The sequence below is a fragment of the Barnesiella propionica genome (genome assembly GCF_025567045.1).
GTDB lineage: Bacteria > Bacteroidota > Bacteroidia > Bacteroidales > Barnesiellaceae > Barnesiella_B > Barnesiella_B propionica.
On the sequence record NZ_JAOQJK010000009.1, the window covers coordinates 14,431 to 36,414 of the forward strand.

Below are 21,984 nucleotides of genomic sequence, written 5' to 3' on the forward strand. Positions count from 1 at the left end.
CTATCGTTACGGAATGATTTAGTAACGTTGCTTCGACCTAACTTGTCTTTTTAATGGCTTTTGGTGGCTGCGCTTAATCGTTTTGAGTTTGCCGAAACCGCTGATAGTCAATTAACTTATACCGTTTCTTACAAATCTGCTTTTTAGTTCATTATTTTTGAAAAAAAGTAAAATGGTTTTGCAGGTGCATATAGTGTGCCTGTTTTTTATTATAATATAATCTTATAATGAATTTGCGGTAAATTGGATGTCATGCAAATAAGAAATTTATAAAAAAGGCCTGCCGGATTTTAGTCTCAGGCAGGTCTTTTTCCAGTGGGTTTTGTTATTTATTTTTTCCAGGCTTTATAGACCAAATACCCTACGATTATCACAGCTAATGCGATGAATACATAACCTATTTCCGAACTGTATTCGGTAACTTTTGCCATTAACTGGTCTTGCGGTACGACCGATTGCAAGTGATAGCCGATAAAAGCCAGTATGGCATTCCATACTCCGGCACCTAAGGTAGTGAACAGGATGAATTTAGATAAGTTCATTTTTGCAAGTCCGGCGGGAATAGAGATCAATTGCCTTACGGCAGGTACCAGTCTTCCGAAGAATGTGGACATAATGCCGTGTTTGTTGAAATAATCTTCAGCTTTCTCTACTTTGCTTTCATCTATAAGGCACATATGACCGAAACGGCTGTTCGCAAACCGGTAAACAAGCGGACGGCCTATCCATTTGGCTAAAAAATAATTGATTAATGCACCTATATCGGCTCCTAAAGTACCGAACAAGGCGACCAGATATACATTAAGCTCTCCGGTAGCCGCAGCCATATAAGCGGCGGGAGGTATCACTACTTCGGACGGGAAAGGGATGAACGAGCTTTCAATAGCCATAAGTAATGTTATGGTCCAGTAATTGAGATTCTCTAAACACCACTGTATAAAAGACAATGAATCCATATTATGTATTTTTGTTAACTGCGTGCAAAAATACTATTAATTGCGAAACTTGCGAAAAAAGTATGAATATATTTCCAGCAATTTCCCGGTGGATAGTTTTGCTTTTTACATACTGCTCCCGAATCTTGAAGTATCTATTTCTTTTTTCTCTTTTTCTTTAAATCCGCCGAAACGATAGATAAAAGATATGTTTAAAGTACGGGAATCCGGCGTGATATTCATACGGCTGAGCTGTCCTTTATAATTAGTGTTTACTGTGGGGGTCGTACTGTTGAACAGGTCGTTTCCTTTAATGATGAGTTTGGCCCTGCCTTTGTCAAATGTCCACGTAACGCCGGCCGAAACATTATAAGTGGAACCTAAGTCCATGATACCTTGTATGGCTTTTGTCGTATAATAACCTGAAACGTTCAGTTTTAGATCCGGTTTTGTACTTATTTTTATATCGTTGTTGAGTTGTACGACGTTGAACCACTTACTGCGGTTGAACGGTATATCATAGAAATCGTCACATCGTTCGGTAAGATAGTTCCCGTTTAGAACCAGAGTGGAATTTAAAATTTCTTTGACGCGGAACGGTATTACGAGTGTTATGCCCATATCCCGTTTGTATTTGAAATTAAATTGTTTGAAAACGGTTTTCAATTCATCAGAACTTTGGTAACCCATTTGTGTAAAATAGTCGGGCTGATAATTGAAGTAGGCGATAAATACATATTTTTGCTTCAGTATATATTGCAGGCTTGTGTTGTATTTTCGGGAGGGTTGCAGATCAGGGCTGCCTTGTATTTCACTGTAAGCGTTGATATGATAAACGGTCGGATTCAATATCCAATAAGAAGGATATTGCTTGTCGCTGGACAATGATAACTGCAAAATATGCTCCGGACAAAATACATAACTGATGTTGGCATTTGGAAAAAATGCGATATCTTTCCATAAGGTTTTTTCTATGTTTCTTTCCTTTTCGGTTGTTTTGTAGTATTCGCTTGAAACAGAAGCTTGTACCGAAAATTTATCATTAAAAGATTTACTGAATCCTACAAAAAGGTTTGCAGTCATTTCCTGTTGCTTGCCGAGGAAAGAGGCCTCGTCATCTACGTTTCCGTCCATATATGAGGATGAAATGTTACGGCTGTGAGTATACGTGGCGTTACCTCCGTAATTCAGGTTCCAGTTATGAGCCAGGTCATGAGTCATATTGATGTAAACCATCGCTTTTTTTACTTCTTGTTCCGATTCGGAATTGATAAAATGCGGCAATCCTTCCAATTGAGGTGTATTTTCCATATCTTGAGTAGAATTGTCATTGTAATAAGTATAGTTCCCGCCTACATTTAATCCGAAGTGGCTTTGGTAATCCAACTGTATATTGTGTAGTTTGGAGGGTCCCTTAACCGTGTTATCCGTAAATATTTTATACACATCATTATTATCGGATTTATTTTTTCTTAAAGTCATATCGGACATCCTGCGATTTTCGGTGTCTGTATATTGGCCTGTATAAGATGCGCTTATTTTATCTTTGTTTTTGAAACCGTATTCTATAGCCGCTCTTATATTGTGATTGGGGAATTGGGCGTGTCCCAGATTTAATTGTTTGATGTCGTAACGTTGTTCCTTGAATAAGGGATAGGACAGCATTTCTTCTTTCATGCGGACTTGTGTGTTATTGTAGGCGTACATAATATCGGCTGTAAATCCGTTATTACTGAAAATAAGGTTTGCCCGTCCGCTTCCCTGGCTGTAATATTTTTGTTCAAATGTTCCGGATATTTCACCCTGCCACATATCGGTTCCGACAGAGGGATCGGTGAATAGCAGGTTTACGGCGGCTCCCCGTACATTATATTGGGGCGGAGCGCTATACATGATTTCTACGTTACCTATGCGGGAGGCGGGTGTCGATTTTAAAACCGACATGATTTGTTCATAGGTAAGGTTTGTCTTTTGTCCGTTGATAAGAAAAGTTACTCCGCTTGTACCGGCAAGAGAAAGAACATCGTTCTGTTCCATCATTCCCGGAATTTCTTTTAATACTTCATAAGCGTTGGTGACGGGTTTATCCTTAACGAGCAAAGGGATATTATAATTCAGTTTTCCGTCTTCCACTTTTATAACGGGACGTTCTCCTTTTACCATAACTTCGGGTAATGCTATCCAGGTGCTGTCGTTCACCGGTATAGAGTCTGTTTTTAGCGATGTTTGTGTATAACCCGATGCGCAAAATAGAATAAGAGCCAGTGCTGTGCTTGCCGGTTTTTTCATAATAACGGTTTCTTAATGCACAAATGTAAGAATAAAGACCTGAATTACAATAGTCTTACCTGTTTTGGTAAGACTAAATAACATTATGGCTTAGCCTGTCTGCAGACGGTATTGGCGGCTGGTATTAGAACGGGATTAAGGTAACATGTTCAGGTCCCGGAATAAAACTGAATAAACTGCTGCTTTTTCTTCAAGAGGTTTGGGGTAGGCCCGGGAGGAAGAAGGCATGCGATACAAACGCATTTCCCTGTTATGATAGACAAAAGGCGAGTAAGTGCCTACCTTTGGTTCTTCGGCTTTTATAATAGTCAGCAAGGTGTCTGTTGCTTTTTGTCCGGTCGTAACAATTGTATGACATTCGGGTATTTTATCGAGCACCTGAGTCAGGTTTATCTTTTCAGTAATTTCCAGGAATTTATCCGATGCATTATCTTTGTGCCGGATAACGGTACGGGCGGTATCCCCTATGGCGATACCTGTACGGGTAAGGAATTCTCTTATTTCCTGTTCCTTAAAACATTTATTGGGTTTGTCCACGAAAAAATCTTTATTACCGAAAAACAATATGCCGTATATTCTCCACATGTCATTTTGCAGGTTGGGATAATAGAAGTCCATCGACCATCGTTCTTTTTTTGGGGGAAAACTTCCTAACATAAGAAGCCGTGCTGTTGAAGGAAGAAATGGTTGTAATAAATGTGATTCGGTATTCATGATCGTATTTTTCTTATTTCTTTTTATCTTGTGCAAATGTATAAAATCTATTTAAAGGTGTTTGTTTATTTTGTTTTTGATTTATTATCGTGAACAAGAACGGGGATAGTAGTAAGTCCCGGCAGTAAACCTTATTTGTGAATTTACATGTTGTTTATACAGGCAAGGTATAAATGATGCAGGCAATTCCGGTTAAAAGAGCCGGAGAGCACCATTTAATAAAAGATTAATAAAAGACTTGTATTTATTTGATACCATATACCAGCCCGACAGAACCGCCTGCGGGAATGCAAATGGGAAATGTAAAAGAACCGAAAGCTATAAGGCTTACAAGTATTATTATACCCATTGCGATCAATACTTTTTTCTCATCTTGTTTTTAGGTAATTCATTTCATCAATTTTCCTATTTCTCTTTCCAACTGGGAACGGATATGACTGAGTTCGGCTTCCAGTAGGGTGATTTCTTTTCTTAACAGATCGGGATTTTTTTCTTGTCGTGTATCCGGGAACGGTTTTCTGAATAATTTTGCCGGATGAATGTTGAAATTATTATTATTCCAATCTTCAATTTCCATTATTTTGTAATTGTTATTTTGGGAAATGGTACCGTTCCGGCGATATTGAAGATAATCGTCGGTTATGGAAGATATATCACTCCATTCGGGAACATTCAGCAAAAGAGTTTCATTACTTGAAACTCCTGGCCGGAATATAATGACTGTAATGTTATCCGGTAGAAATATAACGGTTTCGATGACCTTTTCACGGATAAAGTTTTTACGTATATGGTTACAACTTCCTTGAGCGGCGAATGTTGAAGTAGGCATAGCGATAATACCTATGCCCTTTTTTCTTGTTACAGATACCAGATGGGATAAATAAGCCCATCCGATATGGCGGACGGGCGGAAGTCCACGTTCAAAACGATGATAAATTTTATCTTCCGAAGGTAGCACACTTTTTTTTTCTGAAAGGCAAATGCATACGCTTATATCAAACTTGAGCAGAGTTCGGTTACTTTTGAGCAATGGCCTCTTGAGTGCATGTTCGTTTCTGATGCAATGATCTTTTACTTCGTTGAAGAACATATTGAGCTTTGAAACCAGCCTGAGGATGGGGTCATTTTCTTGTGCGTATAAAATATTTTCTTCATTGTTTCTGCATTTCAAAAGCAGAAGTCCGTTTTTCCCTTTGGCATCGTACAGCGTATGTCCGGATTCATATTTTAGGATTCCTGAAAATAGTTCTGGCAGATATGTATTACAGGGATCTGTGTAGTTTTCAGTCTCGCATAACGTCAGATAATCCGAGTATATTTTTCCGGTAATCTGACGGCTGGAAAGGATCGGCCCTAATTTTTTTATGCCTTCTGTTAATATCTGTAAATGCTCCTTTTGCAGCAATGTATAGTCGATAGAAGAAAATATGTCTTTATATCCGTCACGTTTGATATAATTCCGGTTTTCGTTTTCGGCCTGAATCAGCAATTCATTGATCTTTTTTCCGGTTTCCGGTTGTGAAACGATTAGAGGTAAAGAGCCGAAATAATTTCTACCCTCTTTTCGTGCAGTTACTTGTTCTTCGATCCGGTCAAACAAACCTCCCCATATTTCTTGTTTTGGACTATTCTGTTTACCGGCATCCTGAATACTTACGATATTAAGGAACAGTAATCCTCCGATATATTCCTGGCAGATATTGTCCGATAAGTTTTGACTTATTTTATTGTGTATATCGAAAAGTAGTTCTACCGCTTGTTTAATAGAGTCTGTTTTCATGATTTTCGAATAAGCTGAATAAGTGTCGTATTCATTTCTTCTTTTCGCAACTCGATAAGCTTGCGCTGTATTTCAATTTCTCTGCGATGTAAAAACAAGGTGTTTACTATGCCCTTTTGCATTTCAAGGCCGGGTACTTCGACGGTGAGATGAATGAGCTCATTTTTATTTACCGAAGGCATTTTATTTTTAAACTTTTTTGTATTGAACAGATTCAATATTTCTTCGCGGTTCATATACCAGCACAGGTATTCCGGTAGTATTTTTTCCTGGTCGGGACGGATGATAATAAATGATGCCGAAGCGACTGATGGACGATCGGATATGGATGAAAAGAGCAGGAAGCTGTGTTTGTAACCTTTAGAAACGAATAATATATCCCCTGGTAAAAGAATATGTTTTTTTTGTGTTTCGTTAAGTTTTACCAAAGCCGTGTCATTTCTTAGAGACGTACCATCATTGTTTATATCTTTTATCTGTAAATAATAAACATCGCCGTTATTTTGTATCTGGAGATTCATTCCGGATCGTATTTCTGCAATTTCCTGCAAAGTTCTTTTTTCCATGTTTCAATCGCTTTTCAGATGATTTTACTATTCGGAATATATATATTTGTAATCTTATTACAAATATAATGATATTATTGGATATTTACGTCTGTAAATAATTAAAAGTACCATAATAATTTGTTTTGACAGATTATTATTCTGCCGGCTTACGTATTTTGTTTTATCCCCTTATGTTATAATTGTATGATAAATGAAAATATCCAGATATTGCAATTAATAATTTGTTATATAGTATTTTATTATTTACGAATTGTAATTCGTATATATGTATGATTATATATATGTAAATGCTATGTCGCCATAGGTACTTACGTTATAAAAGTGCTTGGATTTATTTGTTTATTGCATCGGAATATTTATAGGACTGTTTACATTTTATTGCCGAGATTATAGTTCTTATTATTGGCAATATCTATGGGTAAATTATCCGGATTAATCGGTGATATATTTATTAAATAGAACTTTTTGATTCATCATGTTTAATCTGTGAAAAAATAGCCGTTATTAAGAGTAAAATTTGAATTTTCTCGTTCATATTTCAATATATTTAAATTATTTATTTGTTAACTGGTTTATTTATAGTGTATTATATGAATATATATAAAGTAAATTATCATAAATATGATGTAAAATATTACTTTATATTTATAATGTAATATATTGTATAATAATTATATATGAAATATTTGCATTGTTCGCTCAAATTAAATGCCGAAAATATCCGTTTTTTTTATTTATTAGAGAGGAAAATTAAGAAATAGTTATAGTTTGATTCTGGCTGAAAAAATATTTTTGGAATAGAATGTTATTCAAAAAAAATGATTTGATTTTTATCTGACACTATATTATCATTGCGAATATTATTATATATATATTTATTTACGTATTCGTATATTTAAGTATCTTTTAATCAGGTTGTTATTTTATATGTGCTTTTTGATGTCATTAAGAACATATTTGCGTTCGTTTAAGACGATTTTCTGTCGATTTTACCTGAAAAAAATTATAAAAAAGATGTCTGGAAACGGACAAATTCTGACAAGCAAACGAATGCTTTCTTAATGTATTTGTATATCTTTTTTAGTATATTATGGAAGTAAAGAGAAGAGGGGTGTTCAGTTCTAAAAAAAGCTTTTATTCTTAATTCTAAAAAGATATTTTATTGTAAGTCGGCACAAGTATCGTCAGAGAAGAATAAAGCTCTTTTTATCAAGATTACCACAAAATAAACAGTGGGAATTCAAGACTATTTTATTGCCTTGTTTATCCTCCGTATTTTTTTATTTTTAGAATAAAAAAAATACCGGACACATGACGGATAAGGTTGGAACGAAAAGAAATATTTGGTACTGCAAATAGATTTGTGAATATAAAATGATGGATTGTTTTTATGAATAAATTGGATTCATTGCTATGGATTTTTTTTGTGATTTTTATAATATATAAGTCTGTTGTAATAAGTACTGCTTGTTTTATTTTATATTGAAATAATTATATGTTTCTATATTTGTCCAAATATTTTTCTACCCCATAATAAAGGTATATTGAATCTTAAAATAGAAGATGTTTTTTTAAAAAATGAGCGGGGTGAAACAATTTTATGTATACAACAGTTTTATGTAAAAAGTAATTTCTTATGAAGTATAGATTGTATACTCTGCTGTTTTTGATGTTTTTATTATGCGCCTGTGATGATTTTGCATTATATAATTTACAGGATACTGTCTGGGAAAATGAAACGACTCAGGAGTATGGAAATTATAAAGAAACACGTACTGTCACCTTAACTTTCGGGGCTGCTACATATACGCAGGAGACACGTGCCGTACAGGTATTTCAGGATGGTAAGCAAACCGAGAGTACCGATGATATGAAAGGTTCGTATGATCAGTTCGGTTCGAGTATCAAGTTAATGTATGTGATCGATGGCCAGTATATAATGCGCTATGGTAAGGTAAGTGAAAATGTCATACATATTGATGGAACCGAAGATTCTCCGGCTATGGATTATTATCGTGTCCCATAGAGTTTTATGAAAGAAATATGAATGCTATCAGTCATCGGAATGTCCTTCATATTTCCAGATGGTGTTGTTCGGGATGTCCATCCTGTAAGTTCCGGCAGCGATTTCATCGATTATAAAATTTTCTTTGAAGTCCAGGTCTTCTTCGTTTTCTAAAAGATAATAAATTTCATCTGTATCTTCGTTTTGTATAGCCGCCGTATAACCTTCCGGAATGTCGAATATTTCTCCATCCTCTATTTCCAGGATTTCACCGTTATATCCTCGCTGGTATAAGATATCATTTTCATCATAATCGTCGAATTCTCCATAACCCATATCTTCCCGTAGTGCATCATAAGCAGGTGCAATAAATAAAAGAATCTTATTATCCATATTATTTGCTTTTATAAGTTTTTGCCAGTCCGCCTTCCGATGTTTCTTTATACAGGCTTGGAATATCGTTACCGGTCTCTTTCATTACTTTTACTACTTTATCGAAATCGACCCGGTGTCGCCCGTCTGAAAACATGGCATATACGTTTGCGTCGAAAGCACGCGTGGCGGCAAAAGCATTCCTTTCTATACAGGGAATCTGGACTAATCCGCATACCGGGTCGCAGGTCAGTCCCAGGTGATGCTCAAGTCCCATTTCTGCTGCATATTCTATTTGTGCTGTCGTTCCTCCGAAAAGCTGGCAAGCGGCTGCAGCTGCCATTGCACATGCAACTCCCACTTCTCCCTGGCAACCCACTTTAGCTCCCGAAAGGGAGGCATTATGTTTCACTACCGTACCAAACAGACCGGCTGTGGCAATAGCCCTGATAATACGTTTATCCGATAATTCCCGGCTCATTTTTAAGTGATACAGCACGGCCGGAAGTACACCGCAGGAACCGCAGGTAGGAGCGGTGACAATCGTATGTCCCGATGCGTTTTCTTCGCTTGAAGCAAGTGCGTAGGCATAAATCTGCCCGTGACTTTTAGCAGAACCTTTATACCCTTGGGCACGCATCATATAGTTACAGGCTTTTCGTTGAACGCCGAGTCCTCCGGGTAATACACCTTCCGCCTCCAGTCCTCTATGTATGGAGGAAACCATTACCTCCCATACATTAGAAAGATAATCCCAAATGTCTTTTTCCTCATGCTTTTCGACATATTCCCAGAAGGAACATCCTGTTTCATTACACCAGGCCAGTATGTCGTTCATCGAATTCAGGTCGTACACTTCTGTGTTTTCGTCAGTATCTTCACTTAATGCTCCTCCTCCTATACTGAAGGTTGTCCAACATTCCAAGAGAGTTCCTAAAGCGTCCCATGCTTCGAATTTCATTCCGTTGGGATGTTCAGGAAGGAAAACTTTCGGTTTCCAGATGATCTCGGTCGGGGCGATAGGAGCCAGTTCATCCAGGATAGCTTTGTCGGTCATATGTCCTTTTCCGGTTGCTGCGAGACTTCCGTATAAAGTAACAGAAAACCTGATGGCGTCGGGATGACGTCCGGCAAATATGATAGAAGCCCTGCGGGGAGCCATGGTATGGCTGCTGGAAGGGCCTGTACCTATGCGGAATATAGTTTTTATCGAGTCCATACGTGATATGTCATTTTTTACAAAGATATATATAATCCCGGTATGCGATAATAGCCGCTATTTTTTTTGGGGGTAAATTAAACATTCATATTAACTCATCGGAACAAACATTCTTTTAAGCAGGGTTGTTTTTACCTGAAACCGATAATTGATTATAATATGGAAAAAAAGTATTTGATGGGTCTGCTTTTGGGAGCCTGTGCGCTCATGCCTGCAGCGGCCCAGGATTCTCCTCCGGTGGCTTTGGAAGTGACGAGCCTGTGCGATACGGTATGTCATGAACCGGCCAGAGTAGTGCTGCTTGTAGGCAATAAGGCTGTAAAAGATGAAATCATGAAGATGTTCTATGATACCCGTAGCCTTCATTTTCAGGATCCGAGGGCGCCGCGATTTTTGTTTATAGACCAGAAAGGACGTGCGGCTTTAGGAATAGGCGGGTATGTAAAAGGAACGATGTCTTATGATTTCAACGGGATATCGGATAGTAAGGATTTTATTCCGTTCGATATTCCGGCCCCATCCAATCCGGCAGAACGCAGTCAGTTCCAGATGGACGCTTCCACTACCCGTATATTCCTTAAATTGGTGGGAAATAATAATTTGATGGGAAAATATATGGCTTATATCGAAACCGATTTCAGAGGAGGAAATAGCAATTCTTTAAGGCTTCGTCAGGCTTACATCAAAATGCGTCATGTTCAGGCCGGTCTTGCCTGGAGTACGTTCGTCGATGCTGTAGCCGGGCCTCCGACCATAGATTATCAGGGGCCTAACGGGGAAGTAAGCGTGCGAAATGTTATGCTTCAGTATTTCGGCAATATAGGCAGCCGCTGGAGTTATGCCGTGGCGGCAGAAGCCCCTTCAGTATCTTATACTACGGTAAATGCCAAGAGCAGTTATATAAAGCAACGTATGCCTGATATACCGTTGTATCTGCAATACGGATGGAATGAAAATAATAATCATATCCGTGTGTCCGGATTGTTCCGTGGCCTGTCTTACCGTAATCTGGTTACGCATAAGAACCTGATGAAACTCGGTTGGGCTGTACAGCTGACCGGTTTAGCAAACATCACGCCAAAGCTGCTGTTCTATTATGAAGGCGTGTATGGACGAGGATATGGCGAATATGTCGACGACCTGAACGGAAATGGAGTGGATCTGATCCCTGATGCCCGTCGCGAAGGCGATATGAAAGCCCCGGAATCCTGGGGTGTCGTAGGAGGGCTACAATATAATTTTACTCCGTCGTTGTTTATCTCGGCATCCTATAGCCAGTGCCGTTTGTATGGTGCTGAAACATTAGGCCCCCAAGGGTATAAGTACGGACAATATATCGTAGGAAATATATTTTATAACCTCACGAAAGATTGCCAGATAGGAGCCGAATATTTGTTCGGCCGCCGGGTGAACCAGAATGAACAAAAAGGTTCGGCAAACCGGCTGAATGCTATGATACAATATAATTTCTGATTTTTTGGGAGTATAAAAATACCGCAGCCGTCATTGACGGCTGCGGTATTTTTTATATGTGTATCTTCTTATCCTTTTAGTAATGTTACGAAATTCCGGGCCAGAGAACAACATTCTGCTGTTTTGTCAGGAGTGATACCCTGTTTCATCTCTACAGGCGAACATACGTTTGTCCATTTCATGGTTTCGGCAAACGTTCCCAATCTGCGGACAGAAGCTCCTGCCCAGGTAAACGAACCGAAATAGCCGAATATCCTGTTTTTTATATCTCTTACTTCGATCATGCGGGTAAGTGCTTCTACAGGCGGGAATAATTGGTTAGAATAAGTGGGTCCTCCGATAATAAGCCCTTTATAACGGAAAATATCACTGAGGACATAAGAAGGATCAGTAAAACTGAGGTTATACATGACAACATTCTTAATGCCCTGCGCTGCCAGTTCCCTGGCTATTTCTTCAGCCATTTGCTCTGTATTCCCATACATGCTGCCATAGGCTATTACTACTCCCTCTTCAGCTTCGTACCGGCTTAATTTATCATATATGGATATTACTTTTTCTACGTTCTTCTGCCATACGGGGCCGTGTGTCGAACAGATAGTTTCTATTTTAACTTCAGCCAGTTTTGCCAGTGCTTTTTGTACGGGAGAACCGTATTTGCCTACGATATTAGAATAATAACGGTACATTTCGCTCCAATACCTGTCGGTATTCATCTGTTCATCCGTAACCCCTCCGTCCACAGCACCGAAGCAACCGAATGCGTCTCCGGAAAATAAGAGAGCATCATTCTCGCAATAGGTCATCATGGTCTCGGGCCAGTGTACCATAGGTGTCAAATAGAAGCGGAGTTTCTTTTTTCCCAAAGGCAAGACATCTCCGTCTTTTATTTCCATGAAATAATCGCAAATGCCGTAAAACCCTTCGATCATACTCAAGGTTTTGGCGTTACCCACGATTTTCATCTTGGGATATACCTGGCGAATAAGGCTGATCGAAGCCGAATGGTCGGGCTCCATATGATTGATTATAAGATAATCAATGGGTTTATCGCCAAGTATGGCTTGTATTTTGGCGAGGAACCGTTCTCCGTAACATAGATCCACGGTATCGATGAGTGCGGTTTTCTCGTCGGTTATCAGGTAGGAGTTATAAGAGACCCCGTTTGGCAAAGGCCAGAGTCCTTCGAATTTTTGTTTTACACGGTCATTAACACCTACGTAATGTATGTTTTTTACAAACTCGGTTATCTCCATAATATTATTCTTTTTAGTGCTGCAAAGTTAAATAAAAATATGGAATCTCACCTGAGATTAAACATTTGATAGTGCTTTTTGCTTTTTGTATACCAGGATGTCGTCTCGTATTATATAGCTGTTAAAAAGAGTTTTATATAGAGGAACACCCGGATAGCCATCACGGTATCCCGGGTGTTATATATGAACGTTTAGTGATAAAATAGTTCTTATTTTCCTTCTCCGCCGCTTTTTTGTCCCCCTCCTGTAACATCATCGTTTTTTATGCCGCGACGAGCTTTTTTTACGGCGACATTCATTTTTCCGAAAGAATAACTTAGGCCGAGGCTTATTTGCTGACGTCGCTGCCTATAAACAGTCTTCTGATTGAAAGTTTCGTCTTCATACCGGGAAGTCGTCTTTTTAAATTTGCAGAACGGATCATTTACATAAAGATTTATGCGTAATTTGTCTTTCAGCAGGTTTTGGCTGACACCGAATGAACTGTAATAATAACTGCCGGATTTTCCTTGCAGCATGATCCACGGAGAGCCGAATCCGAAACTTCCCGAAATAGAACCTCCTTTCCAGGCAGTCCAGCGTACGCCGATAAATCCGTTGTAGGTAAATCCGTAATTATGGAGTTTATTTTCTCCTGTGGAAACAATATCGGTATATCCGCCGCTGAGATTACTGTAGAGGGTGATTTTGGGAATGAAAGAACCTGAGATGTAAACATTGAGTTTATGGTCCTGCCGTTTTCCTATATTTTCGTATGTCGAAGACTTTACCCCCTGTGCGTTAATATATGTTATCCGTTCTATGCCGTTGTTCCTGAATTGGCTGTTCCAGGAGGTATTCAGATTTATTTTTCCGGAGAACAGGCTGTATTCGATACTGGGCGAATGAATGATTTCCGATTTCAGACCAGGATTACCATATGAAATATTCATCGGGTCCGAGTCGTCTACATAAGGATTGAGATACCAGATACCCGGACGTTGTAAACGCTGAGTGTAAGATACTTTCAGATTTTGCGTTTCGGTTAATTTCCAGGAGAATGATACGTACGGGATCACGTTGAACAGGTCGTTACCGAAATCGGATAACCGTTCTTCTCCTCTTTTGGAAACGCCACTGTTCCAGGTCGCCTCCATGCGGAATCCGGCTTTAGCCCCTGTTTTTTTATATTTAAATACATATCCTCCGTAAATGCCCAGTATGTTCTGAGTGTAATCCAGGTCGTTTATTTTGTCGGGTCTTGAAAGCCAGCTATCGTTTTCCCATAATAATATATCGCTGTTGCTTATATTTTTACGGATAATGTATTTAGCCCCTCCTTCCACCTGGTGCATTTCGGTAATAGGGTCGTAATAATCGATCTGTAAGGTATGTTCCGTGCCGCTGGCGTCATTTTTGCTGTGTTGCAAATAAGGAGTATAATTCAGTATGTTTTCTATATTGTTATTGTTCTTTGAGTTTCTGGGATTATAATCGATTTTGTAAGATGCTGTGAGTGTCTTATCTTTTTTATTGAACGTATGCTGGTAATCCAGATTAGCCGATACCGAGCCGTATCCGTTTTCGCTTTCCAGTATGTTCCTGAACTCCCGGGAAGTCTCGTAATCTTTATTTTTTTCTGTGGTGAATTGTGTAATATTATTGGTATAATTACCTATATATCCATTGGTCGAAAAAGAAAAAAGGTTCAGCGAGTCGAGTTCATAACTGGCTTCAAGGGCCAGATAATTATTATATCCGTTATATTTGGATTTGCTGTCCGTTCGGTTATACCGGAACTCGTCCGACAGAAGATTTTCCCGTTCACTCCAATAACCGTCTCCTGATCCGGATACATATCTGCCTCCATAATAATTTCCCGAAATGGTGAATTTATTGATTTGGGAAGAAATATATGCATTACCGGATACACCGCCTCGTATGTCTCCGTATAATCCTATGCTTCCCACTATTCCCGACAATTCTTTACGGGTGGTGACGATATTGATAATCCCTCCGACTCCTTCGGCTTCATATTTCGAAGAAGGATTAGTTATAACCTCAATGTTCTTGACTGTGTTGGCTGGAATGCCTTTCAATACATCTTTCAGGTTTTTACCCGATAACATGGAAGAGCTTTTCCCGTTCATCAATATTTTGTAATTACTTTGTCCGTTCAGTTGTACGTTCTCTTCTGCATCGACAGTAATCATAGGAACTTTACGCAGCATATCCAGCAGATTGCTGCTTATCGCTTCAGGATCGGCGTCCATATTATAGGTTATTTTATCTATATCGCTCTTGATAAGAGGTTTTTGTGCCTCAACTACAGCCTCCGCCAGTTCATTTCCTTCCTGTAAAATTATTTTGTCCAGATTTTTTCTTTTTTCTCTGGCGGCTATTTTCACTGTTTCTCGTGCTGTTGTGTAACCGATAGAAGATATATTAAAAATATAAGTCGAATCTGCCGGAAGATTTACAGAGAAAAAACCGTTCCCGTCACAAGCCAGCCTTTTTATTACTTTCTTATCTTTTGTTTCCACACTTATGGTGGCATAAGGGAGCTTGTCCTGATGGGTATTTTCAATTACCTGTCCTTTGATCGTGCAATTTGTGTTTTGTGCAGTAGCAAAGGAAGTCGCCCCCCAAAATATAATGTATGTGATGAATCCTCTGATAATTGTTTTCATTATTCTTGTTTTGTACACTTATTATATAAGACGTAATATTTCATTAATCGTAACATTAAAACTTCGTTTTTTTAATCCTGTGTACCTATTTTATTAGAATTTTCCTTTTCGGAGAATTTCATCCCTGAGCAGGAACCTATGGTATTGTTCTTGAGTTTTAGTGAGTTATCGGAACCGGAGAATTTAGCTACTCCTATCTGGTTTTTCTCCAGTATCGTGCATCTCCCTTGTGTGAGGCTCATGACAAAAACACCGAATTTATTATTGAAAAATTTTGCAGCGGCTATACTCAGGCTGTCGGGAATGGCAATAACACCTATTTTCGAATCGTTTACTCTTATTTCTCCCTTGGTGAGAAGATAGGCTTCCTGTATGGAAGCATTGTGTATATTTATTTTTATTTGGAAGTTATTGTTCATGAAAAATAATTTAGCCGGTTCGGGCAATGTGATCTTGGCTAAAGGGTTTTCATTATGGGATAAATTAGTGTTTTCAGGTATGCGTAGCATTAATTGCAGAGTATCGCCTTGCGGGGATATTTCGCAGTAAGGCGAACTTTCGAACCGGGTTTGTTCTATCTGGCTCGAGGTAATAATTTCTACTTGTCCTTCAAAATTTTCAGGAATCTCTTCCGCTTCTATTTGGATAACTTGATTGATCGTATCCTTATTACCGGAAACAGAACCCATCGAATTTATTTCTTCGGGATGAGTTGCCATCCATATTTTTATCGTAGCAAAAGGAAGTATGAATAAAATAGCTATAAAAATAAAAAGTATGATAGTAGAACGTTTCATGATTGTTTGTATTTAGAAGTTGGTAATTTTTCGGTAAATTGTCGATAAAGTTTTTCTATTTCTTCCATAGAAATGTCGAGCGTGTAAAGTTGCATGAAGAATCTTTCCAGCTCGTTTTTCATAAATTCATGCCGGCGGAATTTTATAATTTGTTCTTTAGAACCCGGTGAGACGAAAAAACCTATGCCGCGTTTATTGTATATAATATCTTGTTGTTGCAGGAATTCATAAGAACGCATTACGGTATTTGCATTGACCTCCACCAATGCGGCATATTCACGGACCGATGGAATACGGCTTTCTTCCAGGTATTTGCCCAAAAGTATCTCGTCACATATCCGTTCGCTTATTTGCAGGTATATCGTTTGGTTTTCTTTAAATTTCATCATACATAATTACCATTTTGTTTCGTTGATTTCTAATTCTGAAAGTCTTAGATAACTAATTATCCATATGATTAGGATAAACAGTGTATAAGAGAGCTTTGCGAATATTTTAATTTTTTCCGTATCCGCTTCCAGTAAATTGAGTGAGATCATATTGATGATACTTGTCAGATCGGTATGTACGACAAATATGGACATACATATAGTGAACAATACATGAATGCCTATCAATGAAATAAAAGTTTTCAGGAAACTGTTTTTTTGCCAGATGGTCGCTCCCAGTAAAAATAGAGATGCGGTAGATATATAGAAAAAAGATAAAATAGTACCGGACCCGTATATATTGTCTTCACCGTAATATGGGTAAATTCCTTCAAATGGTACTCTGAATATTATTTCACCCCCCCAGAACAGGGAATAAAAGAGAGGGGAGAGGTATTGGGCTATAAACAAACTGGCGATAAAAAGAGAAGGAAAGAGTATGGTTATGTTAATAATTTGTGTCAGGAATTTTTCGAATGTGGAAGAGGGCACCATGAGATACATAACCTTATTGCTGCGCAATCCAATCTGCTTTGAAAAAGCAGATGAATACTTGGCTCCTGTCATTAGAAATATCAGGTATATGAAAGAAAAAGCAAGTTTACTTTTCTCTGAGTCTAAAAGGGTATTTTCTCTTATGAATAAGACAATAGTAAGGACTAATGTGAAAGAAACCGCTTGCAGCAGTAAGCTTTTTTTATTCTCGTTAAGTTCTTTGAGATAGTATTTTCCGAAACGAGCCGGATCGAAAATATTATTGATTCCCATAATTATTTTGTTTGTTGTTGTTCCGAATCTTAGATATGTTTATTGTGGATAACATATGCTTAAATGCCGGATTATTTTTTAAAAATTTCTTTTATTTCTTCGGGTTTTGTAATAGTACAGTTGAAAAGCATTTCCATATCTATCGATGAATTCTCTTTATCGTTATTAAGCTGTATTCCGCTATACCCGTGTATAGTTGAAGTCTGAAAAAGACAGCCGTCGAGATCGTCTTTATCATTACTGGTTACGAAGAGAAGTTTATTTCCTATTTCTTCTATCGTTTCGTTCAACAAGATATGACTATCGCTAAGAATGGTTATCTGGTCTATCATGTTCTCGAGATCGCGGACCTGGTGGGTGGATATGATAACACTTTTGTTTTCATTCATACCTTTGGCTATTACTTTCCTGAACTGGCTTTTTGACGGGATGTCCATTCCGTTGGTAGGTTCGTCCATAAGGAGCAAAGGTGTGTTGCTCGCCAGAGCAAAACTTACCAGATATTTTTTCTTTTGTCCCATAGATGTTTTGGAAAGATTGCTTACTTTTTCAAGTTCGAATACATTCAAATATTCCTCGAATTGTGCCATGTCGAAATTCGGATAAAAAACCCGGTTTCGTTTTACAAATGTTTCTATGGAAACTGCCGGCAAGGAAAATTCTTCCGGAACCAGGAAAATATCCTGTAGAGTTTGTGGAAGGCGTTTTGCTACTTTGATGCCATCGTATAATACTTCCCCTTTTTGTGGAAACATAAGTCCGCTCATAAAATAGAGCAGCGTGGACTTTCCGACGCCGTTTTTCCCCAGTAAACCGTATACGCGTCCTGGAGTTATCTGGAAATTAAGATGTTCAAAAAGGTTCTTTTTCCCTTTTTTGTAACTGAATGTCAGGTCTTTGATAATGAGCATATAAAAATCGTTTAAAATTAATACTTAATAAATCGGGATAAGTGGTAGCCTATAAAATAAGTAAAGGTGTGTATAAAATACCCGTTATATAGGAAAATAGGCGTGTACTCATTTCTTTATTATATTTTATTGTTTTAGTGTATTAGTTTAATAGTACACTGCGAATGTAGTCATTATTTTTAATATGCAATAAAAAATCTCATTTTTTTTCATCTAATTTGCAAAAATCGGTCAGTATGCCTACATTTACAGAAATATAAATTGAAAAACATCTTCTTATGAATGAACAAGACGACATGTTTCCATATGACGAAAATGATGCGATAAAATTTATTCGCAACTATATTCCACAGGAAATTAAGGATAAATACAGTGACGACGATATAGTCTATTTGACCGATATCGTATATGACTATTATGATAAAAAGGGGCTTTTTGCCGAAGGCCAGGATGAAGAAGTGGAGTTGGACGAAGAAGATATAATAGGTTATGTAGCCAAAACGGTAAAAAAAGACAAAGAAGTACATTTTGATGAAGAAGATATCCGGTTTCTTGTATTAGGTGAACTGGAATATGAGGATTCTTTAGGCGTTTTTGGCGATTGAGATATATCATAGTGCGAAGATAGATATGGAATAAGCGGTAATACACTGCTTATATCCTTAAATGTGAGGATAGAGATATGAAAAAAATTAGTTTGGTAACCGTTGTGGCTGCTTTTCTGTTTCAGGCATATCCCGTTTCAGGGCAAAATGTATTTGAAAAGGGAGCGTCAGCTGTAAAAGGTTGGTTTTCGGGATTAAAAAAAAATAATGTAGTAGAAGAACATCCCGATATTTTTGAATTTACGATCGATCAGAATCTGGTAGTACCGGAAACAGGTCAATACTCCGACCAGATACGGTCGGCTCAGGACCGGGAAATAAAACGGTTGCAAAAGATAAAGAATATCACACTGGCTACTTTAAGAGGAGGTGAGGTAATACGTATTACGATACCCATGTCCCAGTTATTTTTTCCTAACGATACAGTATTGAATGCCAAGTCCGATCTGGTCTTACGACCTTATCTGCCCTATATGAGAGTACCGGATTATTATCATATACTTTTGGTAGCTCACAGTGACGATACCGGTTCCGAATCTTATCTTATGCAATTGAGTTCTGCACGGGCAAATGCCGTTTTTGATTGGTTTAAGAATAATGGAGGTAATGTTGATTATCTCGTTCCTTACGGAGTAGGGGGATACGATCCTTTAAAGAAAAATGACTCTATGGATAACCGGGCCGATAACCGCCGGCTTGAAATATACCTTATACCGGCAGAGGAGATGATCTTGCAGGCTAAAAAAGGATTGTTGTAAATATTGTCATATCGTATTTCATAAATAGAGAGGAAAACTTAAAATTATATTTGACAGATCAAAAAAAGTGCCGTAAATAATATTATCTATGGCACTTTTCTTATAAGAAGTAAGAATTTATTTTTGGTATGTTTATTGTTCTTTCGGATGATAAATGTATGTTTCCAGTGGATTTTCATACCAGGTATGGTTGATTTTCCCATCGTTTCCGGCCCAGTCTTCATATTTGGGATAAGCTATTTCTATAGAGATGTTTTCTTCCGGATATTTCCATCCCGGCGCCTCGGCGTTGAGACGTGGAATATCTAATCCCCAGGTATGATTATTATTGGTTTTATAAAAAGTGTTGATGCCGTCTGTCGCATCATCATTGGTTCCGAATCTCACTTGAGCTTTATCTGTAGGCTTGTAATCCGCCAAATGTATTTCATTGGTACGAATTCCTACAAAAATAAAGGGATTGAATTGTGAAAAGGAGATGTTTGAAACCGGATGTTTTAAATATACTTTTACCCGTTTAACTCCTGTGGACAAATGTGAAAGCATGTGTGAATATGTGTTGATGATACCGGTTAGCCCATTGAAAGCTTCTCTTGTATCTTCATAAATGATGACAGTCGCCTTATCGGTTCCGGTTTCTAAAGTTGCTCCTTCAATACTGTGTATATTGGACGTGTTGACCGGTAACTCTATCCCGAAGCCATTTGTTCGGGCAGCACCGATAGCTCTTATATTCACATCTACGGTTATCGCTGAAATTTGTGCTGTAGTAGCATTTTGCGTAAACAAATAACTATAGTCTGCAACAAGGTCGTTATGGTCCCAATCTTGTTTGTGAGGCCACATATCTTCAAAAGCTAAAGTTCCGTGTACTCCTGTTTCGCAGGTCTCGTCTTTGGAATCATCGTCAACCGGAGGAATGACGGCATCGGGCTTTATAATCGGATTGGAGGTAACGCGGAACAAAACATCGTTATAATCCCCGTCGTAGGCTCTGTGGTCTTTTTCCCTGTTTTCCATTCCCACAATATTACAATTGTAAGTTTGGTTCCATCGGGCAATACCCTGTGTCGTTTTGACTTTTCCGACCGTTGATAGTTCAAGCGTAGAGAAACGGTAATAATCTACGTTGGATAGGGCAGATGTGTTGTAACTGTTTTTGTTATATCCCTCCTGAATGAGACACCATCCTATATGTGTGCCTTTCGGGAATGCTTTTACATATTTTTCTCCGTCCCAGTATAATAATTGTACTTTGCATCCTGTTCTCGCTTCTTTGGCATTCGTATTGTGGAAAATCAGGGTTTTATGTAAATCTCTAGAGTCCGAAGGTTGATTAAGCGAACTGTGGTTTTTATTATATTGATAGTAAGCCAGCATATTTTTTATCTGGGGATTAGCATTGCTGAATCCTCCGTCTCCGATATAAGTTACCCATATTTCACATCCGTTCTCGTCTTTCACTTCCATGTCGGTACAAAACTGCGGGTCGGTGAGGAACTTTTCATCCTGAACGTTTTTCTTTTCGGGGTACCATGCGTTTACCAGATTGAGAAATTCGGCAGATAAAGTTTCATATTCTATCAGCGGATGGGAGTTTGACAATATTCCGTTTTTATCCATATCGGAAGATTCCCAATACGTATAAAGATTCATGGCCCGGTTTACCAGAATTCCGTTGTAGCTTTCTTTTTCCTCATTTTTCGCCGGTAATTTTGTTTTCAGTCTCGTATTGTCTGCCGTACCTTGTAAAATTATGTCGTTATTATTATCTGCGTTACAGATTTGCATACCGCCGAAACCTGCGTAATCGGTCAGTATATATAATTGTGAATTGTAGGGAAGTTTATTTATTTGCGCATCCCATTTACCGTTTTTATCCGTTACGCCGAAAGCGATAGGAGATATGCCGTTTTTTCTGGTTCCTTCTTCGGTATACGGATTTTCTATATAAATCAATACCGGAATTCCCGCTGCATAGCTGCCGTTAGCATTGACAGCATATATGTTTAACCTATTGTTTTGAGTTGTTTGAAAAGAAAAATCAGTGCCGGCTTTTTTGTCGGCAGATCCGTCCGAATTAACACTTATGTCTTTTTCACTACATGAATTCAAAAGAAGAATTCCGATTAACAGAAAAAACACCTGTTTCATTTTAAATATAATTTTGTATTCAACACCATTTTGCGATAAAGTTGGCGAATATAATCTAAAAATATTGCAATAATATTAGATATATATGTTTGATTTAACTTTATTTAGTTTTATCCTGTTGTTTTATGATAATTTAGTTGCCGGTAGGTTATGTAGTTGTTGCGTTTGCCGTTATATAATACGGAGAAAAAGCAGTGTTTCTCCGGACAAATATGATGGAATGAATAGTATTCGTTTTCGTTTTTATCTTTCGTGTTTTTTCCATACTTTTGCAAATCATTT

Annotated in this window: 18 protein-coding genes; 4 read left to right on the top strand and 14 right to left on the bottom strand. The window is 38.1% G+C overall.

The genetic code is table 11. From position 1 onward, the window contains the following. Positions 1–329 precede the first annotated feature (329 nt). The 5 genes from OCV73_RS11795 to OCV73_RS11815 form a co-directional block, all read right to left on the bottom strand. Positions 330–956, bottom strand: coding sequence for a DedA family protein (locus OCV73_RS11795; protein ID WP_147552447.1), 627 nt, complete (start codon positions 954–956; stop codon positions 330–332). A 105-nt stretch (positions 957–1,061) separates the two neighbouring features. After that, the gene (locus tag OCV73_RS11800; RefSeq protein WP_147552448.1) at positions 1,062–3,224 is read right to left on the bottom strand and encodes an outer membrane beta-barrel family protein; all 2,163 of its coding nucleotides are present in this window, start codon (positions 3,222–3,224) and stop codon (positions 1,062–1,064) included. A gap of 135 nt (positions 3,225–3,359) precedes the next feature. Then, the gene (locus OCV73_RS11805) at positions 3,360–3,938 is read right to left on the bottom strand and encodes a uracil-DNA glycosylase family protein (protein ID WP_147552450.1); all 579 of its coding nucleotides are present in this window, start codon (positions 3,936–3,938) and stop codon (positions 3,360–3,362) included. A gap of 388 nt (positions 3,939–4,326) precedes the next feature. Continuing rightward, positions 4,327–5,718, bottom strand: coding sequence for an N-6 DNA methylase (locus tag OCV73_RS11810; RefSeq protein ID WP_147552452.1), 1,392 nt, complete (start codon positions 5,716–5,718; stop codon positions 4,327–4,329). Beyond that, a complete protein-coding gene (locus tag OCV73_RS11815) occupies positions 5,715–6,284 on the bottom strand; it encodes a restriction endonuclease subunit S (RefSeq protein ID WP_147552453.1) in 570 nt (189 codons plus the stop codon). The genes OCV73_RS11810 and OCV73_RS11815 overlap by 4 nt, the downstream gene beginning before the upstream one ends. 1,639 nt (positions 6,285–7,923) lie before the next feature. Here OCV73_RS11815 and OCV73_RS11820 point away from each other — a divergent pair. Further along, a complete protein-coding gene (locus OCV73_RS11820; RefSeq protein WP_147552455.1) occupies positions 7,924–8,313 on the top strand; it encodes a hypothetical protein in 390 nt (129 codons plus the stop codon). 27 nt (positions 8,314–8,340) lie between these two features. On the opposite strand, the gene OCV73_RS11825 is transcribed toward OCV73_RS11820, so the two are convergent. After that, the gene (locus OCV73_RS11825) at positions 8,341–8,685 is read right to left on the bottom strand and encodes a hypothetical protein (protein ID WP_147552456.1); all 345 of its coding nucleotides are present in this window, start codon (positions 8,683–8,685) and stop codon (positions 8,341–8,343) included. A gap of 1 nt (position 8,686) precedes the next feature. Next, complete coding sequence (locus OCV73_RS11830) at positions 8,687–9,883, bottom strand: L-serine ammonia-lyase (RefSeq protein ID WP_147552458.1); 1,197 nt, start codon at positions 9,881–9,883, stop codon at positions 8,687–8,689. A 159-nt stretch (positions 9,884–10,042) separates the two neighbouring features. Here OCV73_RS11830 and OCV73_RS11835 point away from each other — a divergent pair, with 159 nt between their 5' ends. Beyond that, a complete protein-coding gene (locus OCV73_RS11835; RefSeq protein ID WP_147552460.1) occupies positions 10,043–11,356 on the top strand; it encodes a DcaP family trimeric outer membrane transporter in 1,314 nt (437 codons plus the stop codon). 68 nt (positions 11,357–11,424) lie between these two features. Here the strand turns inward: OCV73_RS11835 and OCV73_RS11840 are convergent, their stop codons facing one another. The 6 genes from OCV73_RS11840 to OCV73_RS11865 form a co-directional block, all read right to left on the bottom strand. After that, positions 11,425–12,612 (bottom strand): FprA family A-type flavoprotein, encoded by a 1,188-nt coding sequence (locus OCV73_RS11840; protein ID WP_147552461.1) that lies wholly within the window; start codon positions 12,610–12,612, stop codon positions 11,425–11,427. A 209-nt stretch (positions 12,613–12,821) separates the two neighbouring features. Beyond that, entirely contained in the window at positions 12,822–15,281 is a 2,460-nt protein-coding gene (locus tag OCV73_RS11845) for a TonB-dependent receptor domain-containing protein (protein ID WP_147552463.1), read from the bottom strand. A 71-nt stretch (positions 15,282–15,352) separates the two neighbouring features. After that, the gene (locus OCV73_RS11850; RefSeq protein WP_147552465.1) at positions 15,353–16,078 is read right to left on the bottom strand and encodes a hypothetical protein; all 726 of its coding nucleotides are present in this window, start codon (positions 16,076–16,078) and stop codon (positions 15,353–15,355) included. Then, on the bottom strand, positions 16,075–16,464 hold the full coding sequence (locus OCV73_RS11855; RefSeq protein ID WP_147552632.1) for a GntR family transcriptional regulator: 390 nt from the start codon (positions 16,462–16,464) through the stop codon (positions 16,075–16,077). Before OCV73_RS11855 ends, OCV73_RS11850 begins: the two co-directional genes overlap by 4 nt. Before the next feature lie 9 nt (positions 16,465–16,473). Then, on the bottom strand, positions 16,474–17,274 hold the full coding sequence (locus OCV73_RS11860) for a hypothetical protein (protein WP_147552466.1): 801 nt from the start codon (positions 17,272–17,274) through the stop codon (positions 16,474–16,476). A gap of 71 nt (positions 17,275–17,345) precedes the next feature. Then, positions 17,346–18,185 (bottom strand): ABC transporter ATP-binding protein, encoded by an 840-nt coding sequence (locus OCV73_RS11865; RefSeq protein ID WP_147552468.1) that lies wholly within the window; start codon positions 18,183–18,185, stop codon positions 17,346–17,348. A 278-nt stretch (positions 18,186–18,463) separates the two neighbouring features. Here OCV73_RS11865 and OCV73_RS11870 point away from each other — a divergent pair, with 278 nt between their 5' ends. Together OCV73_RS11870 and OCV73_RS11875 are read left to right on the top strand one after the other, a co-directional pair. Beyond that, positions 18,464–18,790 carry a hypothetical protein gene (locus OCV73_RS11870; protein WP_147552470.1) on the top strand — a complete coding sequence of 109 codons (327 nt, stop codon included), beginning with the start codon at positions 18,464–18,466 and terminating at the stop codon, positions 18,788–18,790. Positions 18,791–18,867: 77 nt separating this feature from the next. Next, entirely contained in the window at positions 18,868–19,548 is a 681-nt protein-coding gene (locus OCV73_RS11875) for an OmpA family protein (RefSeq protein ID WP_147552472.1), read from the top strand. A 132-nt stretch (positions 19,549–19,680) separates the two neighbouring features. Here the strand turns inward: OCV73_RS11875 and OCV73_RS11880 are convergent, their stop codons facing one another. Next, positions 19,681–21,702, bottom strand: coding sequence for an LruC domain-containing protein (locus tag OCV73_RS11880; protein WP_147552474.1), 2,022 nt, complete (start codon positions 21,700–21,702; stop codon positions 19,681–19,683). Between the last annotated feature and the right edge of the window lie 282 nt (positions 21,703–21,984).